The sequence below is a fragment of the Haladaptatus sp. CMSO5 genome, assembly GCF_036689885.1.
Taxonomy (GTDB): domain Archaea; phylum Halobacteriota; class Halobacteria; order Halobacteriales; family Halococcaceae; genus QDMS2.
Window position 1 is genome coordinate 194,236 of record NZ_JBAHVW010000002.1, and the last position, 18,524, is coordinate 212,759.

Genomic DNA, 18,524 nt, shown 5'->3' on the forward strand with positions numbered 1-18,524 from the left:
GGTAATGGCTACCCAAACTCGGTGCAAGCTTGACATTGTTGCCGAGAGATATGATTTAGATGCGGCGCTCCTTCGGTACGGGTCGCTTGACGAGCATTTGCTGACGAGGTGGACTGGTGCAGACGGCGATGAGCCTGCAGGCTACCGCAGCCTTGCAAAGTGGTTCAACTTACGACTGCTCACGCGCGTCTACGACGAACATGGCAGAGAGGTGACCGGCTCACGGGTCGAGAGCGATTATGCGGCGCTCACGGGGGGAGACGACATCGTCCGCGAGGAGGTGCTTGATGACATGCGCGCAGATGGCATCAATGCAGACCTGCTCGAAGCCGACCTCATCTCGTGGAGTACGATGCGCCAACACCTGAAAGAGTGTCTCTCTGGGACGAAGCCGATTGAAACGGCCAAAACTGAGTGGGAGCAAAAAAGCGTCAACGTGGCAAAGCACGTAAGCGCCTCGAAGGTCAGCGAAGCGCTCAGTTCGCTCGATACGAAACAGCGCTTGCCCGGGGCGTCTACCGCCGAAGTCGAAATGCAGGTGTTGTTGAGCTGTCCACACTGCATGACGCGCATCCCCTTTGAGGATGCCTTAGACCGTGGATTCATCTGCAAAGACCACCTGCAAGCCTCTGTCGCCTCAGAATAATCATGACTTGGAAACTTACGATTACGAACATCGCAGGTATTCGCACAGGAAAGGCAACCATCGAACCCGGAATCAACGCGGTTCGCGGCTCGAACTGGCAAGGAAAGTCGAGTCTCCTCACCGCAATCGAGACTGCGATGGGGACGGAAACGGTGTTGACCGAAGGCGAGACTGCAGGCGACGTGACGCTCGAAACCGAGGAGAAAACCGCCCGCGTTGACCTCACCCGGGAGAACGGGACTGTCGTGAGTCAGGGAACCCCGTATCTCACCACCGAACAACAGCAAACTGCGGCCCGCCTCTATGCGTTTCTCGACGAGGATAACGCGGTCAGACAGGCGGTCAGAAACGGCGAAAACATGGAAGCCGTCCTGATGCGCCCGCTCGATTTCGAGAACATAGACGAGCAGATTGCGACGCTTAAAGCAGAACGCAATCAGGTCGAAGCCGAACTGGAGCGCGCAGATTCCGCCTCGAAGAAACTGCCGCAGGTCGAACAGCAGATTGCGAGTATCGAAGACGAACTTGATTCACTGCGGGGCAAACGAAGTGACCTCGGAGATGGACAGACCGAAGGAGACGATGGCAAACGCGACGAGCTTGCGAACGCAAAAGCAGAGCGCGACCGCGTCGAAAACCAGATCAACCGCCTCGAACGGACGGTCGAACGAACCGAAGAAAAGCTCGCTGAGATACGCGAGCAACGAGACGACCTCACGATTCCAGAGACGCCAGACGACCTCGAAGCGGAACTCGAAACCCACCGCGAACAGTACGAACAACGGCGTCGTGACGCAGAGTTGTTGCAATCGGTGTACGCGCCAACGAAGCGGATTCTCGACGAAAACCGCCTCGACCTCATCACCGAGGTCACCCACGAGTTGCCAGCAGACAGCGCCACCTGTTGGACGTGTGGCACCGACGCGACCCGTGCTGCGTTCGACGAGCACGTAGACAAGCTCCAATCGCGCGTGGCGAGCCTCTGGGAAGCAGCAAACGAACACGAAGCGCAGTTCAACGAACTCCAATCGCGGAAAGAAGAGCTCCGCGAGGCACAACAGCGCGTCGCAGACTTAGAAGACCAGCGTGCAGACTTAGAGCGCAGACTTGAAGAGCGGACGGCAAGCCTCAAAACGGCCGAATCTCGCCTTACAGAACTCGAATCGAACATCGAGTCGCTCTCTGAGGCCGTCAAAGAAGACGACGACAAACTGGCTGACGTGGACGGTGAAATCAAGTACGCAGAAGCGCGCCTCGAAGATGCACGTGAACAGCGAGAGACGCTCGAAACCCAGGCACAGCAAAAGGACACCTTGCAAGCAGAGTGCGATCGAATCGACGAGGAGATCGTCTCCCTTCGCACGCGAAAAGAAGCGTTGAAACAGCGCACCCGAGAGGCGTTCGAGGCGGCGATGCAGGAACTCATCCCGCGCTTTGCGGTCGGGTTCGAAACCGCACGGCTGACCAGCACCTTCGATTTGGTCGTCGCCCGCGACGGGCGCGAGGCGAGTCTCGATGCCCTGAGCGAGGGCGAGGTCGAACTACTCGGATTGGTGGCCGCGCTTGCAGGCTACGAAGCGTTCGATGTCGCGGACACGGTTCCCATCATGCTCGTTGACAATCTCGGCGGGCTTGCGGACGAAAACCTCCAAACGCTCGTCGAATATCTCGAATCACGGGCAACGTATCTGGTGGTCACGACCTACCCCGAACACTCCTCGTTCGAGGGACACACCATTAACCCCGGCGAGTGGACTGTCGTGTCTCCACAATCGCCGTAACGTCCCTGCTGTTTGTGGCTGTCGCGAATTTGTGCGTGAGTGGAAACTCTAGCGTATCGTGAGCACAAGTAGCGTGCTGGCTCACCATCCGATTTTATAACTATCTTTACTATATCTAGATGATGATGAGTTCGTTGTCATCACAATCAGTTGATTGTAGTGCGTTGAAAATTCCTCTTCGCCATTGTCGTATTCATTCTTAGAATTACTTCAAAAACATCGTAATTTGAGAGTTAAGTTGATATCTGGCTGAATATTAAAATTAATACGCCATTCGTAACGTTCTCTCTTGATAGTGCGAAATGGTTCCGGCGAACAATCCGCTATCAAACCACTCGATTTTTACTTTCAAAATACTGTGGGCTCCAAAAACTACTAATTATTTTGGGGTGTTTGGATATTCTCTCACAACAGTCTGGCCGTACTCTGAAAGTGGCGTATCCCGATCTGATATTGGGGCGTGTGAACACGTCTGTTGAAAGTTGACACCACAATTTCCGCTGTTTTTAGCCTGCAGGCCCGCGAAACTTTCGGCTGCTCGTCGGTTTCTCTGCCGTCGTCTTTGGCACATCGACGGTGGATCCGACATACTTCGACGCCAATTCTGCGGTAGTCGCTTCGCTGAAACGTGGCACACCACTATTTCCGATGTTTTAACCCGCTGACTGCGTGCGAAAAGGAAACCGTACTCACTCGGCAGCGAACGGCGTCTGACCGCAGCCACAGGTCGCCCCTGAAAGAACCTCGCTCGCTTCGACGCGCTCACCACACACTTTGCAGATCACTTCGATGTTGGCGACAACGAGGAAGTCCTCAAAACTCATAGAATCCTCGGTGCGTGAACTCTCGACGGCGTCTCGGGTGACCGCCTGTAATCGGCCACGCAACCGTTCGATTGTCTCTCGAGGATCTTTTTTTGTCACCGCTCGCTCTACGTCGTGGTACTTCTGGAGGAACGTATGTACCGCTTGGTGGGTGACGAAGTCGTTCAAAACGGTCTCGACGTCGACGCCGTCGCGTTCGAGCGAACGCTGTGCCTGCGTCCGGTCACCGCTGCTCACGTCGGAGTCTGTGAGGAGTCGGTAATAGTTCGCCACCTCGCCTTCGAGCGGCGTCATCCCAGCCTCTACCATCGCTGCTTCGAGAATGCGTCGGTTGATTTGATGAGCGAGTGACCGGAGGCTTTGCTGGTCGCCGTTTTCTCCAAGCCAGCGGCTTGGCAGTTCTTCAGCTAACTGCGGAAGGTCGTACTCGGCCAACACCCGCCCGACTTTATATCGCGTGGCGGGGATGTCGTCGTTCATTGCTACTCCCTTTTTGTTGCGGTGCGTATTAATTTCCTCTTCTCGCTCGCAGTGGCCCGTGCCCATTTCACGGCGACGGTGCTGGTCGGAGAACTCTCGCTTGGTCAGGTTTTATCTCGCTGTTGTCCGTTGTTGCCATATGCATCCAGTGTCGTCGTGGAACAATTCACGACCCAGCCGTGCGTATTACACACGTTCTTCGCCGGGTTCGGACCCAGCTTCCGAGAGGTGTTCGGATGCCTACTAAAGCGCTCGAAGCGCTCAAATCACTCGTCGGGGAAACCCGCGAGACGGTACAGGAATTTCGCGTCGAACGCGGAAAAATCGTCGAATTCGCAGCGGCGATTCATGCGACGAATCCGATTCACACGGACGTCCAGGCGGCCCGCCAGCAGGGGTATGCTGACGTGGTCGCACCGCTCACCTTCGCAAAGACCTCCTACTTCCCGCACAACCGTCCGGAGGGAATCGACGAAAATCTAGGCTTCGACCTCGGTTTCGAGCCGTCGCGCATCGTCCACGGCGAACAGGCGTTCGAGTACGAACGACCGCTTGTCGCCGGAGACGAGTTAAACGGAGAGACGACGCTCACCGACGTGTACCAACGCGAGAGCAACCGTGCGGGGACGATGACCTTTGCGTGCTACGAAACTCGATTCGTAGACCGCGACGGAGATCTCGTACTCACAAGCGAAACTACCCGCATCGAAACGGGACAGGCCATCTCGGAGGCCGACGATGCGTGAGTTGGCTGTCGGTGACGAGGGCCCAACAATTCGCGTCGATGATCTCTCTCGTCCGGATTTCGTCCGGTATGCTGGCGCGAGCGGTGACTTCAACCCGATTCACTACGACGAACCGCATGCAACCAGCGCCGGAAACAAGAGCGTGTTCGGTCAGGGCATGCTGACCGCCGGGATTCTCTCGAATGTGCTCACCGAATGGTTCGATATTGGTTGTATCACACGCTTTGAAACGCGCTTTACTGGCCAAGTGTGGCCGGGCGACTCGGTCATCGCAACCGGCGAAGTCGTGGCAGTCTCCGAAGACTCGACGGCAAGCTACGAACTCTCGCTCACCGCGGAAACCGACGATGGGCGAACCGTCATCACGGGAAGCGCGACGGTTGAGCAGACGGATTAACCCGATTCGTGGATGACGCCGTCCGTGAATAGTTTCTCGACCGTCTCTTCGTCGTAGAGTTCAGCGAGTAGCTCGCGGCTGTGTTCGCCGAGTCTGGGGGCCGGACGGCGAACCGAAATCTCATCGCGTGACAGTGAGAGGGGTGATGCCGTCAACGACAGTTCTCCAAAGCGGTCGTGGTCTATCGTGACGAACGTTTCGCGGTGGGCGTACTGCTCCATCGCCGCAGCCTCTGCGATGGTTTGAGACCGTGCTGCTGGGATGTTGTGGGCGTTCAGCGTCTCAACCGCTTTTTCTGCCGGGACGGTCGAGAGCCACTCCTCGAACAGCCCGGTTAATTTCTCTGCGTCCGCCATTCGCCCGGCATCCGTCGCGTACCGTTCGTCTGCGAAGAGGTCGGGGCGGTCTAGGAGCGTACACAGCCCTTCCCAAATTCGGTCTGAGTAGAGCAAGAGTCCCACGCAGATGTAACCATCTGCGGCGGCGGCCGCACCGTAGAGCATGTCGGGGTCGAAGAAGGCATTCCGACCGCCTGCGCGGGGTTTCTCGCCAAGATTGTTGTAGTATTCGTAGGCGGCATCCATGTTGTGGGCGAGCGATTCGAGCAGCGATACATCCACTAGCTGCCCACCTTCGCCGCGGTCTGCGGCCCTGAGCGCCCCCATCGCACTCAGCGCGCCGCTGTAGGCCGCAAAGTAATCTGCGAGCGAGGACTGTGAGCGGATTGGCGGCCGGTCGCTGTCGGGATAGCCGTGGAGTTGGGCGAATCCGGAGAGATGTTGGACGAGTGTGTCCAATCCCGGATTGTTCGCCATGGGCCCTGTCTCGCCGTAGCCGGTGATGTGGACATAGACGAGATCTGGGTTCAACTCGCGCAGTGTCTCGTAGTCCACGCCAAGCCGTTTTGCGACGCCCGGTGGCCAGTTCTGGACGAAGATGTCGGCCACTTCGACGAGGTCGTAGAGCGCAGCGAGTCCGTCATCATGTTTGAGGTTGAGGGCAAGCGCGCGTTTGTTCCGGTTGTAGAGTTCGAATGGTGGGCTGAACGGCTCGCCATTGAGTTGGCGGCGTTCGGTGCGATAGGTCTCCCCTGTGGGCGGTTCGACCTTGACCACGTCCGCCCCCATATCTCCGAGAAAGGTGGCACAGAGCGGTCCGGCGATCACTTGTCCGCAGTCTATGACGCGGACGTCGCTAAGTGGCATAGCTGACTCTCACACTCCAGTCATACAGTCTTGTCGGCATGTACCATGCGAAAAGTTATACTGGTCCCTCCCCGGAGTGTGAGTACGAACGCAATGGCGACACTCACAGACATGGCTAGCGCGATCTCTGCGGCGCTATCCGATGGCGACAGCATCTATCTGGCCGGATTCACGCATCTCATTCCCTTTGCCGCCGGTCACGAAATTATCAGACAGGAGTACCGCGACTTAGAAGTCATCCGCGCGACTCCGGACCTCGTCTACGACCAGCTCATCGCCGCGGGCTGTGTCCGCAAGGCAACGTTCTCGTGGGCCGGGAATCCGGGCGTTGGGAGCCTGCGCGCGTTCCGCCGCGCGGTCGAAGACGGCGTTCCGAACGAAATCGACCTCGAAGAGTACAGCCACTACGGTACGACTGCCCGCCTCTACGCGGGTGCGACGGGGCTTCCGTTCATCCCGCTCAAGACGTTCGCTGGCTCCGACCTGCCGAAGGTCAACGACAACATCAGACCGGTCGAATCTCCGTTCAGCGACGAGACGGTGTACGCCGTGCCACCACTCAATCCTGATGTGACCGTCGTCCGCGCACAGCGTGCAGACGAATCTGGGAACGCCCACCTCTGGGGGATTCCCGGCGAGCAAAAAGAGGCCGCCCTCGCTGCGAAGACGGTCATTCTGAGCGTCGAAGAACTCGTAGACGAATCGGTGATTCGCTCGGACCCAAATCGGACGCTCATCACGGCCGACGACGTTGATTTCGTGGTTGAAGAACCGTTCGCCTCCCATCCCTCGTACGCCCAAGGCTACTACGACCGCGACAACGAGGCCTACATCGAGTGGGACGACATCTCGAAAACCCACGAGTCGCTCACCGAGTGGCTCGATGAGTGGGTGTACGGCGTCGAAGACAGAGCCGAGTACGTGCGCAAACTCTCGACCGACCGCGTGCTCTCGCTCGGAGCGGGCAACAACTACGGCGTGCCAATCAACATGGGTGGAAACTAATGGACTACACAGACACGGAACTGATGATGACGGCGGCGGCGCGACAGCTAGAAGACGGCGACTCGGTGCTCGTCGGCATCGGCGTGCCGAATCTTGCGTGTAACCTCGCAAAGCGAACCCACGCCCCTGACCTGCAGATGGTGTACGAATCAGGAACCATCGACTCGAATCCTGATTCGCTCCCGCTTTCGATTGGCGACCCCGTTCTCGCGGCAGGCGCAGCGAGCATCGAGTCGCTCATGGGTGGGTTTAGCTACTACCTCCAAGCCGGACGCATCGACGTGGGCTTTCTCGGCGGGGCGCAAATCGACCGCCGGGGCAACATCAACTCGACAGTCATCGGCGACTACGACGACCCGAAGGTGCGCCTACCCGGAAGCGGCGGGGCCTGCGAGATTGCGAGCAACGTCGAACGCACGCTCATCATCACGCCCCACCAGCGCCAGCGCTTCCCTGAAGAAGTGGACTTCATCACGAGTCCGGGCTACATCGAAGGCGGCCGCGAAGCACACGGCCTGCGCGGCGGCCCGGAAGCCGTCATCACCGACAAGGCCGTCATGGGCTTCGAAGACGGCGAGATGGTGGTCGAATCGCTCCACCCCGGCGTCACCCGCGAAGCCGTCCAAGAAGCCACGGGCTGGGAACTGCAGTTTGGAGACGACGTGAGCGAAACAGAGCCACCGACTGCCGAAGAACTCAGGCTCATCAGAGAGGAGCTAGACCCGGATGGGGTCTACCTCTAAATCGGGCGGAATTTCGCGCCGTAACGGACGATGCCTTCTTGTTCGAACATCTTTCTGACCACCGCTTCTACGCGGTCGCCGCGGGCGAACTCGTGGGGGTCGCAGTCGGTCAACATGCCCGGCACTCTGACGCCCTCGTCGAGTTCGACGAGCACCGCGCCGATTGCGTCTTCGGCTTCGAGCAGTGCTTCGAATTCGGGAGGTGCGCCGCCTTCGATGACGGTGTGGGCGACAATCGTGCCCGTACCTTCCGGTTCGATGCGCTCGAACGCCGCGACCGAGGCGCACGTCGCACACGCACCTTCGGGCGGGAAATTGAACGCTTCACAGTCGGGACACTGACCCACGACGAGTCGGTATCGGCTATCAAGTTGCTGCCACCAGGTTGGAATGCTTACGTAGGCTCCCATCAGTTCTCACCCTCCACGTCGAGGTAACCGCGTTTTCGCAAATACTGTGCATACGAGATATCGACCGCCTCTCGCGCCCAATCACCGTCGAGGCGACCAGTAAACGTGAGTGCGTCTGCGCCCGCGCCGTCACCGTAGCTGAGGACGGTTACCTCATCTTCGCCGTCGTTCCACGCCGCGAGCAACGAGAAGAGTGCGCTCGCCGCGCCGAGGTCACCGAGCGTCCGGGCAGCGTGGTACGGCGTAACGTCTCCCGATAACGTGCGTGCGCCGCGAGACGGTAGACTTCCGTCAGGTGCGGTGAGCGCAACCGCGTCGGCGACTGATTCGAGATTGCTCGCCGCGCCCGCGATGGCTTTGATGTAGGCGTCGCGCTCGTAGCCAGTCGCGTTGTACGCTTCGCTCGAACTCGCTCCGCGTTGGCGAAAGCGCGTGCCGGGATACTCGCGGGCGTAGCTCGCAACGTCGGTGACCGACACGTCGCCGGGTGCGGCCACGAACGCAACTGCGCCTGCGCCTGCGGCGTGGTCGAGGCCGTCGTTCGGGGCGGCCTGCGGGGAGTCCGCCGCAACGGCGAGCGCTGGACCGTCCGCTCTGAGCGCGCTGAGGAGGGCGCGCGTTCCGGCGCGTGTCGATTGCGTGTGCACCGAAATTTCGACATCCCGAGAGAGACCGAGAATCTCTGCGACCTGTACACCAACGTCGCCCTCGTCAACCGGCGGCGTCGTGGTTGCGAAGGCCAATGCCGTGAGGTCGTCGCGGCTGTGTGCCGAGTCTGCGAGCGCCTTGCGGGCGGCTTCGACGGCCATCGTGACTGTGTCCTCGTCGCCCGAGAGCACGCGCTTTTCTGCGACGCCGCGGGCGCTGAAGCCGCCGAGGGCGTCGCCGATGGTCTCTGCCGTAATTTGGTAGCGAGGGATGTACGCGCCGACGCTTTCGACGTTCATGCCCATCCCTCCTCGAAGACGTGGACGGCGACGGAACCGCCGGAGCCACCGACGTTGTGGGTGAGGCCCCTTGAGAGGCCGTCCACCTGTCGGTCACCCGCCTCACCGCGGAGCTGTTTGTAGATTTCGACCACCTGACCCGTGCCGGTCGCGCCAATCGGATGTCCCTTGCTCTTGAGGCCACCAGAGAGGTTTACTGGGCGCTCCCCGTCCGGCATCGTCGCACCGGATTCGATGTACGGTCCGGCTTCTCCCTCTTCACAGAAGCCAAGGCCTTCGTAGGCCAGCAGTTCGGCAATCGAGAAGCAGTCGTGGACTTCTGCGAAGTCGATGTCTTCTGGCGAACAGTCTGCTTCCTCGTAGGCTTGTTCCGCGGCCTTTTCGGTCGCGGGAATGCCCGTGAGCGTCGGTCGCTGGAACAGTCCAACCCGCCCGCTCGCCTGCCCGCTGCCGGTCACGCGAATCGGGTTGTCGGTGAGTTCTTCTGCGACCTCGCGGCTGGCGAGGAGAACTGCGCTCGCGCCATCCGAGGTGGGACAGCAGTCGTAGAGATTCAGCGGGTCTGCGACCGTCGTCCCCTCGATAGCGTCTTCGAGCGAGCACTCGAAACCGAGGTGCGCGTGTGGATTTTTCGCGCCATTCGAGTGATTCTTGTAGGCGACGTGAGAGAGTTGTTCGCGCGTCGTTCCGTGTTCGCCCATGTGCGCGTCTGCCATCTGGGCGTAGACGCCCGCGAACGTCGTCCCGGCCATGCGCTCCCACTCGGTCTCGCCGGAGACGCCGAGCCAGAAGCGCGTGCGGTCGCTGCTCATGTCGTTCATCACTTCGACCCCGCCCGCGAGCGCCGTGTCCGCGGCTCCTGCGCGGATGGCGAGGATGGCCTGTCGAAGCGCCACGCCGCTCGCCGCACACGCGTTCTCGATGCGCGTACACGAGGTTCCATCGAGGCCCACGTGTTCGGTGACGCTCGGACCGACCAACCCGAGTTGGCGACCGCCAACGCCGAGCGTCCCGATGTACGCCTCGTCGATACGTCGTCTGTCTAGCTCACCGTCGGTCGAGTCGAGCGCATGCTCGAACGCCGTCTTGAACAGTGAGCGATAGGACTCAGTTGGAAACGAGCCGAAGTCTGACTGGCCCGCACCAACGAGATACACCTCTCGCATACCTGAAGGTCATCGGGGAGTGTGTAAACTGTTTCCATTCGACAGGGAAAAGGAGGGGTTAGTGCTGTTTCTCGGCCACTGCGTTTGCCTGCCCAATCGTCGTCGAGGGCACGCGCAGTTGCACGAGGTAGAGGACAATCGCGGTGGCGACGAGGCCGACGCGAACCATGACGTTTGGATACACCATCGCCCCGACACCAAGCACGAGGAACACAGCACGCGTGACGAGGCCAATCGCGCGACTCGACAGCGGTCGTTCGTAGTAGTTGAGGCCGTGGGTAATCGCGATGGCTCCAAGGATGGCGAGCGTTCCGGAGACGATGGTTTCAGGCGTGAACCCACCGAGGACGAGTTCGGGGTTGTAGATGAACGCGAAGGGCAACACGAACAGCGGTGTTGAGAGCTTCAGCGCCTCCAAACTCGTCTTCCAGAAGTTCGACTCGGCGATGCCGGTCACCACCACCACCGCAATCGCAATCGGTGGCGTGATGCCAGATAAAATCGCCGAATAGAACACGAAGTAGTGCGCCGCGAGGTTCGGCACGCCGAAGTCGCTCACGAGCGTCGGCGCGATGAGCAACGCGACAATCGTGTACGCGGCGACCGTTGGCATTCCAAGCCCGAGGATGATGCAGATAATCATCGCCATGACGACGCCGATTGCCATGACACCACCCGAAATCCCAATGAGTGCGAGCGAGAACTTACTTGGCATGCCCGTTGCCATCAGCAGGTCAACGATACCGTTTACGGCAGCGATGATGATGGCGATTGGCGCAATCGAGATGGCTCCGTAGCGAAGTCCGCGAATCGTCGCGGCCGCATTCTCTTTGACCGTCTCGCCGACGGACTCTTGCTCGCGGAAAATGCTCAGCGCGATGGGAATCCCACCGCCGGTGAGCACCATCGTCACGCAGGTGATGAGCGCAGAGGTCATCACGGTGAACTGTGCAATGCCGAGGGCGTACATGAGCACCGCGAACGGAATTCCGAAGCGTGCGGCTTCCACCAGCGGGTGGAAGCCCTCGTTCAGTTCGTCTATCTGTGACTCTATGTCGAGGTCGGCAGCGGTGAGCTGGCGGACGCTCATGTAGTGGACACCGATGGAGACCGAGACGAAGAAGATGAGCGCGGGAATGATGCCCGCGATGACGACTTGGATGTAGGTAATCCCGAGCAGCGACGCCATCACGAATGCGGCCGCGCCCATGACTGGTGGCATGATTTGTCCGCCAGAGGAGGCAACGGCTTCGATGCCGCCTGCAGTCTCCGATTTCATGCCGCTGCGCTTCATCAGCGGGATGGTAAACGAACCGGTCATCGCGGCGTTCGCCGTCTGTGCGCCGTTAATCGAGCCGATGATGAGGCTCGAAATGACCGCAGACTGCGCGACGCCGGATTTGACGAACGTTGCCGCACGGAACGCGATGCGCATGATGATGTCGAACGCACCGAAGGCGCGAAGCAGTCCTGCGTACAGCAAGAACAGCGCGACCCATGCGGCGACGATTTGCGTAATCGAGCCGAAAAAGCCGTCGTACTCAAGCACGAGCAGGTTGACGATGCGGTCTAAGCTGAACCCGCCGTGTTTGAGCAGTCCGGGGAACAGATACCCGAAGGCGGCGTAAATTAGCGCGAGGACGATGACGGCAAGGAACGCTCTGCCGAACGCGCGGTAGGTCAGATAGAGGATGACGACGGTGAACACCGCCGCCAGTGAGTACTCGTGGGGGAGCGCGTAGCCCGTCCGAATCGTCGAGAGGACGTCGTAGTTTACATACACATACGCAGTCGTCACGACTGAGACGATCCCCGAGACACCGAGAAGGAGCAAGTCGAGGTATGCTCCGTCTTCGAGTGCCAGCAGTTCAGAGACGAGATAGACGAGGATACCGCCGCCGAGGAACAGCACACCGTACTGGGCCCGTGGGATCGCTTGCGTATACGCATAGCTGATGACTACAACCCAGAGCGCCACCGACAGCACGGTGAGTGCGTTGTTCCCGATGTGCTCTCGGGAGCGGGTTAGTGGAGAGCGAAGCGGTGAGTGTTCCGACATGAGAACGCCTCAGGCTTGCGGTTCGCCACGCGTCCAGTCGTCGTTCCACGCGTCGTTCTCTTTGAGGAAGTCCGCCACGCCCGGATGCACCGGTGCGTCTGGCAGATAGCCGTCGGTCATGTTCTCGAACTTCGAGTGGTCGAGGTACGACGGCTGGCCCTCACGGACTTGTTCGTAGTGGTCGTGGCTGAGTTTGGCGAGTTCGTAGCCAACGTCCACGGACATGTCCTTTGCAAAGTGGAACTGGAACGCAGACGGCCACGTTCCCATCGTGTCAGAGCCGACGTCCTGCTCCCAGCCGTAGGTATCGACTTCTTGGAAGCTCGTCCCTGCCGTCTTGTTGATGCCTTCTTTGAACTGATCAGTGACTTCGATGGAGTGGAGATTCGCCCGGGCGTCGACTTCGGTTGCCCAGCCGGGGAGGTTCACGTAGTTCGCGCCGTAGGCGACGATGGCGTCGACACGGCCTTCTTCGATTGCCCCCGCGATGTCGCCCGTGTCCGCGTCCACGACGTTCGGCTCGATGTCTTCCCAGACACCGGCGTTCTTGAGCACGGCTTCGGTCATCTGACGCAGACCCCAACTTGGGGGGAGCGGCCAGACGTTTTTCCCGATGAGGTCGTCGGTCGTCTCAATGCCCGAGCCTTCCACTGCCATCCAGTGGAGGTGGAGCGTCGCAATCATGAACCCCTGATATGGGAGACTTTCGACCGGTTGCTCTTCGAACGGTGGCTGGTCTGCCATCGCCTGAGCCAGTACGAAGTTGCCCGCGGTGAACGCGTCTAAGTTGCCCTGGTCGTACTGTCGAATGCTCGCTGGGTCGCCACCCGTCTCTTGGGTGTTCCAGCTTATCGTCTCGGATTCTTCGCTCACGACGCGCTGGAACGCTTGACTTGCCTGTCCCGTCGTCGTACTGCTGCCCGGAACGCCAACGGCGAGCGAGGTCGAACCCCCGCCGCCGTTTCCATCGCCCTCGCCCGAGCTACTGCCACCAATACTACCCAGACAACCAGCCAGTCCAAGTGCACTTACGCCTGCCAGACTCTTCAGCGCATTGCGCCTGCTAATGTCAGCCATAGTCTAAACGTCTCATCGTGCCACATAAGTGTTCCCCTTCATTATTCGGGAAGGTTTGAAACGTCCAGTTTCTAGTCAGATTTCGTCATCCACTCACTCGCTTGTGGCTCGTAGGGGTCGGTCGGAATCTCGATGAGCGTTGTGCCCTCGCTCGTGCGTGCGCGGTCGAGTTCCGCCTGAATCTCCGTCGACGTTTCTGCACGCCGTCCGGTCAGTCCCATCGACTCCGCAAGTGCGACGAAATCAATCGGGGCGTCGCCCCAGCCGTACGCCCCGTCAGAAAGGCCGTAGCTTCGGGCCGCCTCCTCGCTGATAATCGCATAATCGTGGTTCGTGAACACGACCACCGTCACGTCGATGGCTTCTGCGGCAAGGGTGTGCAGTTCGTGAATGCACATCATCAGCCCACCGTCGCCGTTCAGCGAAACCACATCGCGTTCTGGGTTGGCCACCTTTGCGCCGATGGCGGAGGGGAGGCCGGTTCCCATCGTCGCCCACGACCCGGGGTTGACGTAGCTCCGGGCATCGTACGCCGGAAACGAGACGAGCGTCCAGATACGGAAGCCACCGGCGTCCGCGGTGACGATTGCGTCGCGGGGGATGCCGTCGCGGATGGACTGGAGGGCTTCGACGGAGGTGAGTACATCCGAGTCGTTCACCAGCGCGTCGAATCGCTCTTGGTCTGCCGCGCGTGCGGCGGTGGCGCGTTCTGCGCCATCGCCGTGCTTCGCTGGGAGCGCGTCCACGAGCGCCCGAAGGGTCCGGTCTGCGTCTCCGACGATACCGACCGCCGGGTCGTAGCCCGTCCCGATGTCGTCTGCGTGGTAGGTGACGTGAATCAGCTTCTCGGGGAAGTCGTGTTTCCACTTCCCGGTCGCTACGGCGTCGAAGTCCGTTCCGACGGCGAGCAGCGTGTCGGCTGATTCGAGCACGGCTGCGACTTCTGGACTCGTCCCGCCACAGAGCACACCCGCAGAGAGGTTGTGGTCTTCGGGGAAGGTTCCTTTCCCCTTGTACGTCGTGACGACAGGTGCGTCGATGTGCGCGGCAAGCTCTTTGAGTGACGTAGACGCCCCACTCGCTCTGATGCCACCGCCGGCGAGAATGGCTGGGCGCTCAGCCTCTGCGAGGAGAGAAACCGCGTCGTCGAGTGACGGATTCTCGCGGTCGGTGGTGGTTTCCGTCACTTCATCGGCCGTCGCTTGGGTCACATCCATCGGCAGGAAGTTTTTCGGGATGCCGACGCGGACGGGACCTTTCGGATGCGAGGTCGCTTCTTCGAGGGCGCGTTCGACCACCGCGACCGCGCTCTGTGGCGTCTCGACTAGCAGGTTCGCTTTGACCACGTTGTCGTAGGTGTCCGGTGGCGTTTCGTGAATGCCGTCGCCACCGCGCACCTCGGGTTCAGTCTCGACGGCGATGTGCACGAGCGGCGTGCAGTCGTTGAGCGCGTTCTTGAGTCCGTTCATCGCGTTCATGTCGCCCGGGCCGGGAATCACGACGGTCGCGGCGGGGCGGCCAGTCGTCTCGGCGTAGCCCCACGCCTGATGGCTGACCGCGGTTTCGTGGCGCGCGACCACGTAGCGGATGCCGTTTTCGGCCATCGCCTGATTCAGCGGTAGGGTTTGCTTTCCGGGGATTCCGAACACGGCATCGATACCGCCTGCAGCGAGCGTTTTGACGACGGCGTCACCGACGCGCATCTACGGCACCCTCGTGTGGTCGGCGGGCGTGCGTCGCGGTTGTCTCGTGTGTTGCATCATCCCGCCGATTTCCGCAAATGCCTATTAAGTGTTGCTCCGTGGGAGCGAGTGCCATGAGTTATATCGGAGGAGCCTACACATGGGTTGTATGCAACCGCTTGACGACCTCGTGGTCGTCGACGCGACGCAGGCACTCGTGGGGCCGCTGGCGTCTCAGACGCTTGGCGACCTCGGCGCGGACGTCATCAAAATCGAGCGGCCTGGTCACGGCGACCTCACCCGGACGTACTCCCCAGCCTACGGCGACGAACTCTCTGCGTACTTCGTCAGCCTCAATCGCAACAAACGCAGCCTGACCCTCGACCTCACCTCGGCCGAGGGCCAAGAAATCCTCCACGACCTCGTCTCGGAGGCGGACGTGTTCATCCAGAACTTCGCCCCCGGCAAGGACGAGGAGTTCGCCGCCGATTACGACACCCTCAACGAACTCACCGAGGACCTGATCTACTGTGACGTCTCCGGCTACGGCAACGACAGCCCGTACGCAGACGAAAAGGCGTTCGACATCATCCTCCAAGGCGAGTCGGGCATGATGAGCATCACCGGCACGGAAGACCAGCCGGCGCGGGTCGGCATCTCCATCTGTGACATCTCGTGTGCGATGACCGCCATCTACTCAATCATGACCGCGCTGTATCACCGCGAACGGGCGGGCGAGGGTCAATATATCGACCTCGCGTTACTCGACACGAGCTTTCAGTTCCTCCTCTATCACGTCACGAACTACTTCGCCACCGGCGAGAACCCCCAACGGATGGGCACGCGCCACCCGAGCCTGATGCCGTATCAAGCGTTTGAGACTGCAGACGCTTACATCATCGTCGGCGTCATCAGCGAACGCCACTGGCCAGGCTTTTGCAAAGCAATCGGCCACGAAGAGTGGATCGACCTGCCCGAATACGCCACCTTCGCAGACCGCGTCGAAAACCGCGGCGAACTCGATGCGATTCTCGACGACATCTTCGCAGAACTCACGACCGAAGAGTGGCTCTCCATCCTCGGTGAAGAAGACGTGCCGTGTACGCCTGTCAATTCGGTGGGCGACCTTATCGACGACCCACACATCGAAGCCAAGGACATGGTCGCAGAGATGGAACACCCCGACCTCGGCACGTTCAAGTCACCGGCGAACCCGGTCAACTTCTCGTCGCTCGACACAGACGCGGCCGAGGCCCCGCCGCGTCTTGGCGAACACACGGATGAAGTACTCTCAGACCTCGGTTACGACGACGCCGCGCGCGAACAGCTGCGCGCAGACGGAGTTATCTGAGTGGGAGCACTCCCGTCCGTATTCTCTGGAGAACTCCTCGCGCTCGGCGCGGCACTCATCTCGTCGGTCGGCTACGTGAGCGCCCGACGGGGCCTCGCAGACGCGTCCGCCGAAGTGTTGGTGACGGCCACCACGCTCGTGAGCGTCGTTCTCTTACTCCCGTTCGTTTTTCTGTCGGGCATTCCCACCCTCTCACCGGAGGCGGTTGGCGTGTTCATCGCAAGTGGGATTCTGGGGTCGGGGCTTGGCCGGTTCATGCTGTCTCACGTTATCGGTAAAATCGGTGCGGGCGTGACCCACGCCGTAAAGAGTGCGAGCCCGGTGACTGCAGCCGTGTTTTCCGTGCTCTTTCTCGGTGAAACGCTTTCGCCACCGCTCGCCGTTGGCATCGTCATCGTCGTTCTCGGACTCATCTTGCTGACTCGTAGGCCGCAAGCCGAACCCACCGAACCGACCGCAGACACCACCACGACGGCGATTCTAGCGCTTGTGATCGTTCTCTGGTTCGGCGTCACGCCCGTCATCAGAAAGTTCGGGCTTTCAGTGCTTGGAACGCCCCTCTTACCGGCGCTCACCCTCAACTTCGCCGCCGGGTTGCTCGTCGGCGTGGTCATCTCACTGTACACTGATTCGAGTCAACTGCGACGGGCCGTCTCTGGGAAGGCACGAAACTACCTGCTTCTCACCGGAGTGTGTTGGACCGTCGCCATCGGCGCGTACTTCACCGCGCTCTCGCGGGCGGACGCCGTCGTCGTGGTTCCGATTTTCAATTCGAGCCCGCTGTTCACCGTCGCGCTCAGTATTTTCCTCCTCGGTGAGCGCGAAGCGGCCCGCCCGAGTACGCTCATCGGTGCAGTCGTCACCGTCGTCGGCGTGGTGCTCATCACGCTCGGCTGAGGGCTCGTTCTGCTTCGTATCGTACAGAGCCGGCTCGGTGGGCTGTCGTTGTTGAAATCGTCGAAGGCAACCCATTGGTGACCGTAGCGACCCAATACGAAACGATTCAGCGACTTTCGGTGCATGAACCCGAGAATATTCACTCACTCGAATCGAATTGACCTGTTCGTTTCGCATGAGTAAATTATTTGTGTCGGTGCGTGTGACCAGCACACATGACCGACGCCCCGCCAAACACATCGGCTCGCCACCCGACAACAGCGACGATTAAGAGTCTGGATACGACCTTTGCCATCATCGACGCGGTAAAGCAGTTAGAAGCCGCGCGTGTCACGGACATCGCCACCCACGCGGGCGTCTCAAAGAGCACCGCACACAAACATCTGGCAACGCTCGTCGCCCACGAATACGTGACAAAGACGGGCAACGAGTACCGACTCGGCTTCCGATTTCTCGACCTCGGTGGCCACACTCGCTCACGATTTCCCGGGGCGCACATTATCAAGCCAAAACTCCAAGAGCTGGCTGCCAAAACGGGCGAGGTTTCGCAGTACATGACCGAAGAGTACGGGCAATCGGTCGTCCTCTACAGAGAAGAAGGACAGAACGGCGTTCCCTCGAAAACGCGGCCGGGGACTCGGATGTACATCCACCAAACCGCTTCGGGGAAGGCGATTCTCTCACAGCTACCGCGAGAGCGCGTGGAGGCCATCGTGGATAAGTGGGGGCTCCCGAAAGCCACGAGTTCGACCATCACGGACCGCGAAGCCCTGTTTGAAGAACTCACAGCGATTCGTGAACGCGGGATTTCCTACAGCTATGGCGAAAGCACGAAAGGTTTGTACGCGGTGGCGGCCCCGATGACTGACCCTGATGAAACAGTGCTTGGGGCGTGCGTTGTCTCAGGTCCTAGCCACCGCATGAAAGGAGAGCCGATGGAAGAAACATTTCCACAGCTATTGTTGAGCATTGTCAATGAAATAGAGCTGAACATCGCTCATTCATAGAATTTCGTCATGGTGAACGATTCCTGAACGATGGTGGCGAGTACCACGAAAATAGCCGTACTGCACGACATACATAACAGGCGTACTGTTGTTAGCCAACT

Annotated in this window: 17 protein-coding genes; 9 read left to right on the plus strand and 8 right to left on the minus strand. The window is 60.1% G+C overall.

Going from position 1 to position 18,524, the window contains the following annotated elements; genetic code table 11:
* The first annotated feature begins 4 nt into the window (after nt 1-4).
* Nucleotides 5-646 (plus strand): rod-determining factor RdfA, encoded by a 642-nt coding sequence (gene rdfA, locus V5N12_RS16300; RefSeq protein ID WP_332900288.1) that lies wholly within the window; start codon nt 5-7, stop codon nt 644-646.
* Between the two features lie 2 nt (nt 647-648).
* Nucleotides 649-2,427, plus strand: coding sequence for an archaea-specific SMC-related protein (locus tag V5N12_RS16305; RefSeq protein WP_332900289.1), 1,779 nt, complete (start codon nt 649-651; stop codon nt 2,425-2,427).
* A 689-nt stretch (nt 2,428-3,116) separates the two neighbouring features.
* Here V5N12_RS16305 and rdfA (V5N12_RS16310) read toward each other — a convergent pair.
* Complete coding sequence (gene rdfA / locus V5N12_RS16310) at nt 3,117-3,731, minus strand: rod-determining factor RdfA (protein WP_332900290.1); 615 nt, start codon at nt 3,729-3,731, stop codon at nt 3,117-3,119.
* A gap of 236 nt (nt 3,732-3,967) precedes the next feature.
* Between rdfA (V5N12_RS16310) and V5N12_RS16315 the strand changes: the two genes are divergently transcribed.
* Nucleotides 3,968-4,477 (plus strand): FAS1-like dehydratase domain-containing protein, encoded by a 510-nt coding sequence (locus tag V5N12_RS16315; protein WP_332900291.1) that lies wholly within the window; start codon nt 3,968-3,970, stop codon nt 4,475-4,477.
* The gene (locus V5N12_RS16320; protein ID WP_332900292.1) at nt 4,470-4,874 is read left to right on the plus strand and encodes a MaoC/PaaZ C-terminal domain-containing protein; all 405 of its coding nucleotides are present in this window, start codon (nt 4,470-4,472) and stop codon (nt 4,872-4,874) included. The genes V5N12_RS16315 and V5N12_RS16320 overlap by 8 nt, the downstream gene beginning before the upstream one ends.
* Here V5N12_RS16320 and V5N12_RS16325 read toward each other — a convergent pair.
* Nucleotides 4,871-6,079: a CaiB/BaiF CoA transferase family protein gene (locus tag V5N12_RS16325; protein ID WP_332900293.1), complete on the minus strand. Its 1,209-nt coding sequence runs from the start codon at nt 6,077-6,079 to the stop codon at nt 4,871-4,873. The two genes, V5N12_RS16320 and V5N12_RS16325, sit on opposite strands and share 4 nt — an antisense overlap.
* 111 nt (nt 6,080-6,190) lie before the next feature.
* Here V5N12_RS16325 and V5N12_RS16330 point away from each other — a divergent pair, with 111 nt between their 5' ends.
* Both V5N12_RS16330 and V5N12_RS16335 read left to right on the plus strand, forming a co-directional pair.
* Nucleotides 6,191-7,084, plus strand: a complete 894-nt coding sequence (locus V5N12_RS16330) for a CoA transferase subunit A (RefSeq protein WP_332900294.1) — start codon at nt 6,191-6,193, stop codon at nt 7,082-7,084.
* Nucleotides 7,084-7,827, plus strand: a complete 744-nt coding sequence (locus tag V5N12_RS16335; RefSeq protein WP_332900295.1) for a CoA-transferase subunit beta — start codon at nt 7,084-7,086, stop codon at nt 7,825-7,827. The genes V5N12_RS16330 and V5N12_RS16335 overlap by 1 nt, the downstream gene beginning before the upstream one ends.
* Here V5N12_RS16335 and V5N12_RS16340 read toward each other — a convergent pair.
* The 6 genes from V5N12_RS16340 to V5N12_RS16365 form a co-directional block, all read right to left on the minus strand.
* A complete protein-coding gene (locus tag V5N12_RS16340; protein WP_332900296.1) occupies nt 7,824-8,237 on the minus strand; it encodes a Zn-ribbon domain-containing OB-fold protein in 414 nt (137 codons plus the stop codon). The two genes, V5N12_RS16335 and V5N12_RS16340, sit on opposite strands and share 4 nt — an antisense overlap.
* The gene (locus V5N12_RS16345; protein ID WP_332900297.1) at nt 8,237-9,184 is read right to left on the minus strand and encodes a hypothetical protein; all 948 of its coding nucleotides are present in this window, start codon (nt 9,182-9,184) and stop codon (nt 8,237-8,239) included. The genes V5N12_RS16340 and V5N12_RS16345 overlap by 1 nt, the downstream gene beginning before the upstream one ends.
* Nucleotides 9,181-10,350, minus strand: a complete 1,170-nt coding sequence (locus tag V5N12_RS16350) for a thiolase domain-containing protein (RefSeq protein WP_332900298.1) — start codon at nt 10,348-10,350, stop codon at nt 9,181-9,183. Before V5N12_RS16350 ends, V5N12_RS16345 begins: the two co-directional genes overlap by 4 nt.
* A 58-nt stretch (nt 10,351-10,408) precedes the next feature.
* Nucleotides 10,409-12,409, minus strand: a complete 2,001-nt coding sequence (locus tag V5N12_RS16355; RefSeq protein ID WP_332900299.1) for a TRAP transporter permease — start codon at nt 12,407-12,409, stop codon at nt 10,409-10,411.
* Nucleotides 12,410-12,418: 9 nt separating this feature from the next.
* A complete protein-coding gene (locus V5N12_RS16360) occupies nt 12,419-13,486 on the minus strand; it encodes a TAXI family TRAP transporter solute-binding subunit (RefSeq protein WP_332900300.1) in 1,068 nt (355 codons plus the stop codon).
* A gap of 71 nt (nt 13,487-13,557) precedes the next feature.
* Entirely contained in the window at nt 13,558-15,189 is a 1,632-nt protein-coding gene (locus V5N12_RS16365) for a thiamine pyrophosphate-binding protein (protein WP_332900301.1), read from the minus strand.
* 148 nt (nt 15,190-15,337) lie between these two features.
* Between V5N12_RS16365 and V5N12_RS16370 the strand changes: the two genes are divergently transcribed.
* The 3 genes from V5N12_RS16370 (at nt 15,338) to V5N12_RS16380 (ending at nt 18,423) form a co-directional block, all read left to right on the plus strand.
* On the plus strand, nt 15,338-16,519 hold the full coding sequence (locus V5N12_RS16370) for a CaiB/BaiF CoA transferase family protein (RefSeq protein ID WP_332900302.1): 1,182 nt from the start codon (nt 15,338-15,340) through the stop codon (nt 16,517-16,519).
* Nucleotides 16,520-17,416, plus strand: coding sequence for a DMT family transporter (locus tag V5N12_RS16375; protein WP_332900303.1), 897 nt, complete (start codon nt 16,520-16,522; stop codon nt 17,414-17,416).
* Between the two features lie 215 nt (nt 17,417-17,631).
* Nucleotides 17,632-18,423 carry an IclR family transcriptional regulator gene (locus V5N12_RS16380; RefSeq protein WP_332900304.1) on the plus strand — a complete coding sequence of 264 codons (792 nt, stop codon included), beginning with the start codon at nt 17,632-17,634 and terminating at the stop codon, nt 18,421-18,423.
* Nucleotides 18,424-18,524: the final 101 nt, after the last annotated feature.

Bases quoted from the DNA above. Each gene is read 5' to 3' on its own strand.
- V5N12_RS16340 (WP_332900296.1), bottom strand. From the start codon at position 8,237: ATGGGAGCCTACGTAAGCATTCCAACCTGGTGGCAGCAACTTGATAGC.
- V5N12_RS16345 (WP_332900297.1), bottom strand. From the start codon at position 9,184: ATGAACGTCGAAAGCGTCGGCGCGTACATCCCTCGCTACCAAATTACG.
- rdfA (WP_332900288.1), top strand. From the start codon at position 5: ATGGCTACCCAAACTCGGTGCAAGCTTGACATTGTTGCCGAGAGATAT.
- rdfA (WP_332900290.1), bottom strand. From the start codon at position 3,731: ATGAACGACGACATCCCCGCCACGCGATATAAAGTCGGGCGGGTGTTG.
- V5N12_RS16380 (WP_332900304.1), top strand. From the start codon at position 17,632: ATGACCGACGCCCCGCCAAACACATCGGCTCGCCACCCGACAACAGCG.
- V5N12_RS16365 (WP_332900301.1), bottom strand. From the start codon at position 15,189: ATGCGCGTCGGTGACGCCGTCGTCAAAACGCTCGCTGCAGGCGGTATC.
- V5N12_RS16330 (WP_332900294.1), top strand. From the start codon at position 6,191: ATGGCTAGCGCGATCTCTGCGGCGCTATCCGATGGCGACAGCATCTAT.
- V5N12_RS16360 (WP_332900300.1), bottom strand. From the start codon at position 13,486: ATGGCTGACATTAGCAGGCGCAATGCGCTGAAGAGTCTGGCAGGCGTA.
- V5N12_RS16370 (WP_332900302.1), top strand. From the start codon at position 15,338: ATGCAACCGCTTGACGACCTCGTGGTCGTCGACGCGACGCAGGCACTC.
- V5N12_RS16335 (WP_332900295.1), top strand. From the start codon at position 7,084: ATGGACTACACAGACACGGAACTGATGATGACGGCGGCGGCGCGACAG.
- V5N12_RS16315 (WP_332900291.1), top strand. From the start codon at position 3,968: ATGCCTACTAAAGCGCTCGAAGCGCTCAAATCACTCGTCGGGGAAACC.
- V5N12_RS16355 (WP_332900299.1), bottom strand. From the start codon at position 12,409: ATGTCGGAACACTCACCGCTTCGCTCTCCACTAACCCGCTCCCGAGAG.
- V5N12_RS16320 (WP_332900292.1), top strand. From the start codon at position 4,470: ATGCGTGAGTTGGCTGTCGGTGACGAGGGCCCAACAATTCGCGTCGAT.
- V5N12_RS16305 (WP_332900289.1), top strand. From the start codon at position 649: ATGACTTGGAAACTTACGATTACGAACATCGCAGGTATTCGCACAGGA.
- V5N12_RS16350 (WP_332900298.1), bottom strand. From the start codon at position 10,350: ATGCGAGAGGTGTATCTCGTTGGTGCGGGCCAGTCAGACTTCGGCTCG.
- V5N12_RS16325 (WP_332900293.1), bottom strand. From the start codon at position 6,079: ATGCCACTTAGCGACGTCCGCGTCATAGACTGCGGACAAGTGATCGCC.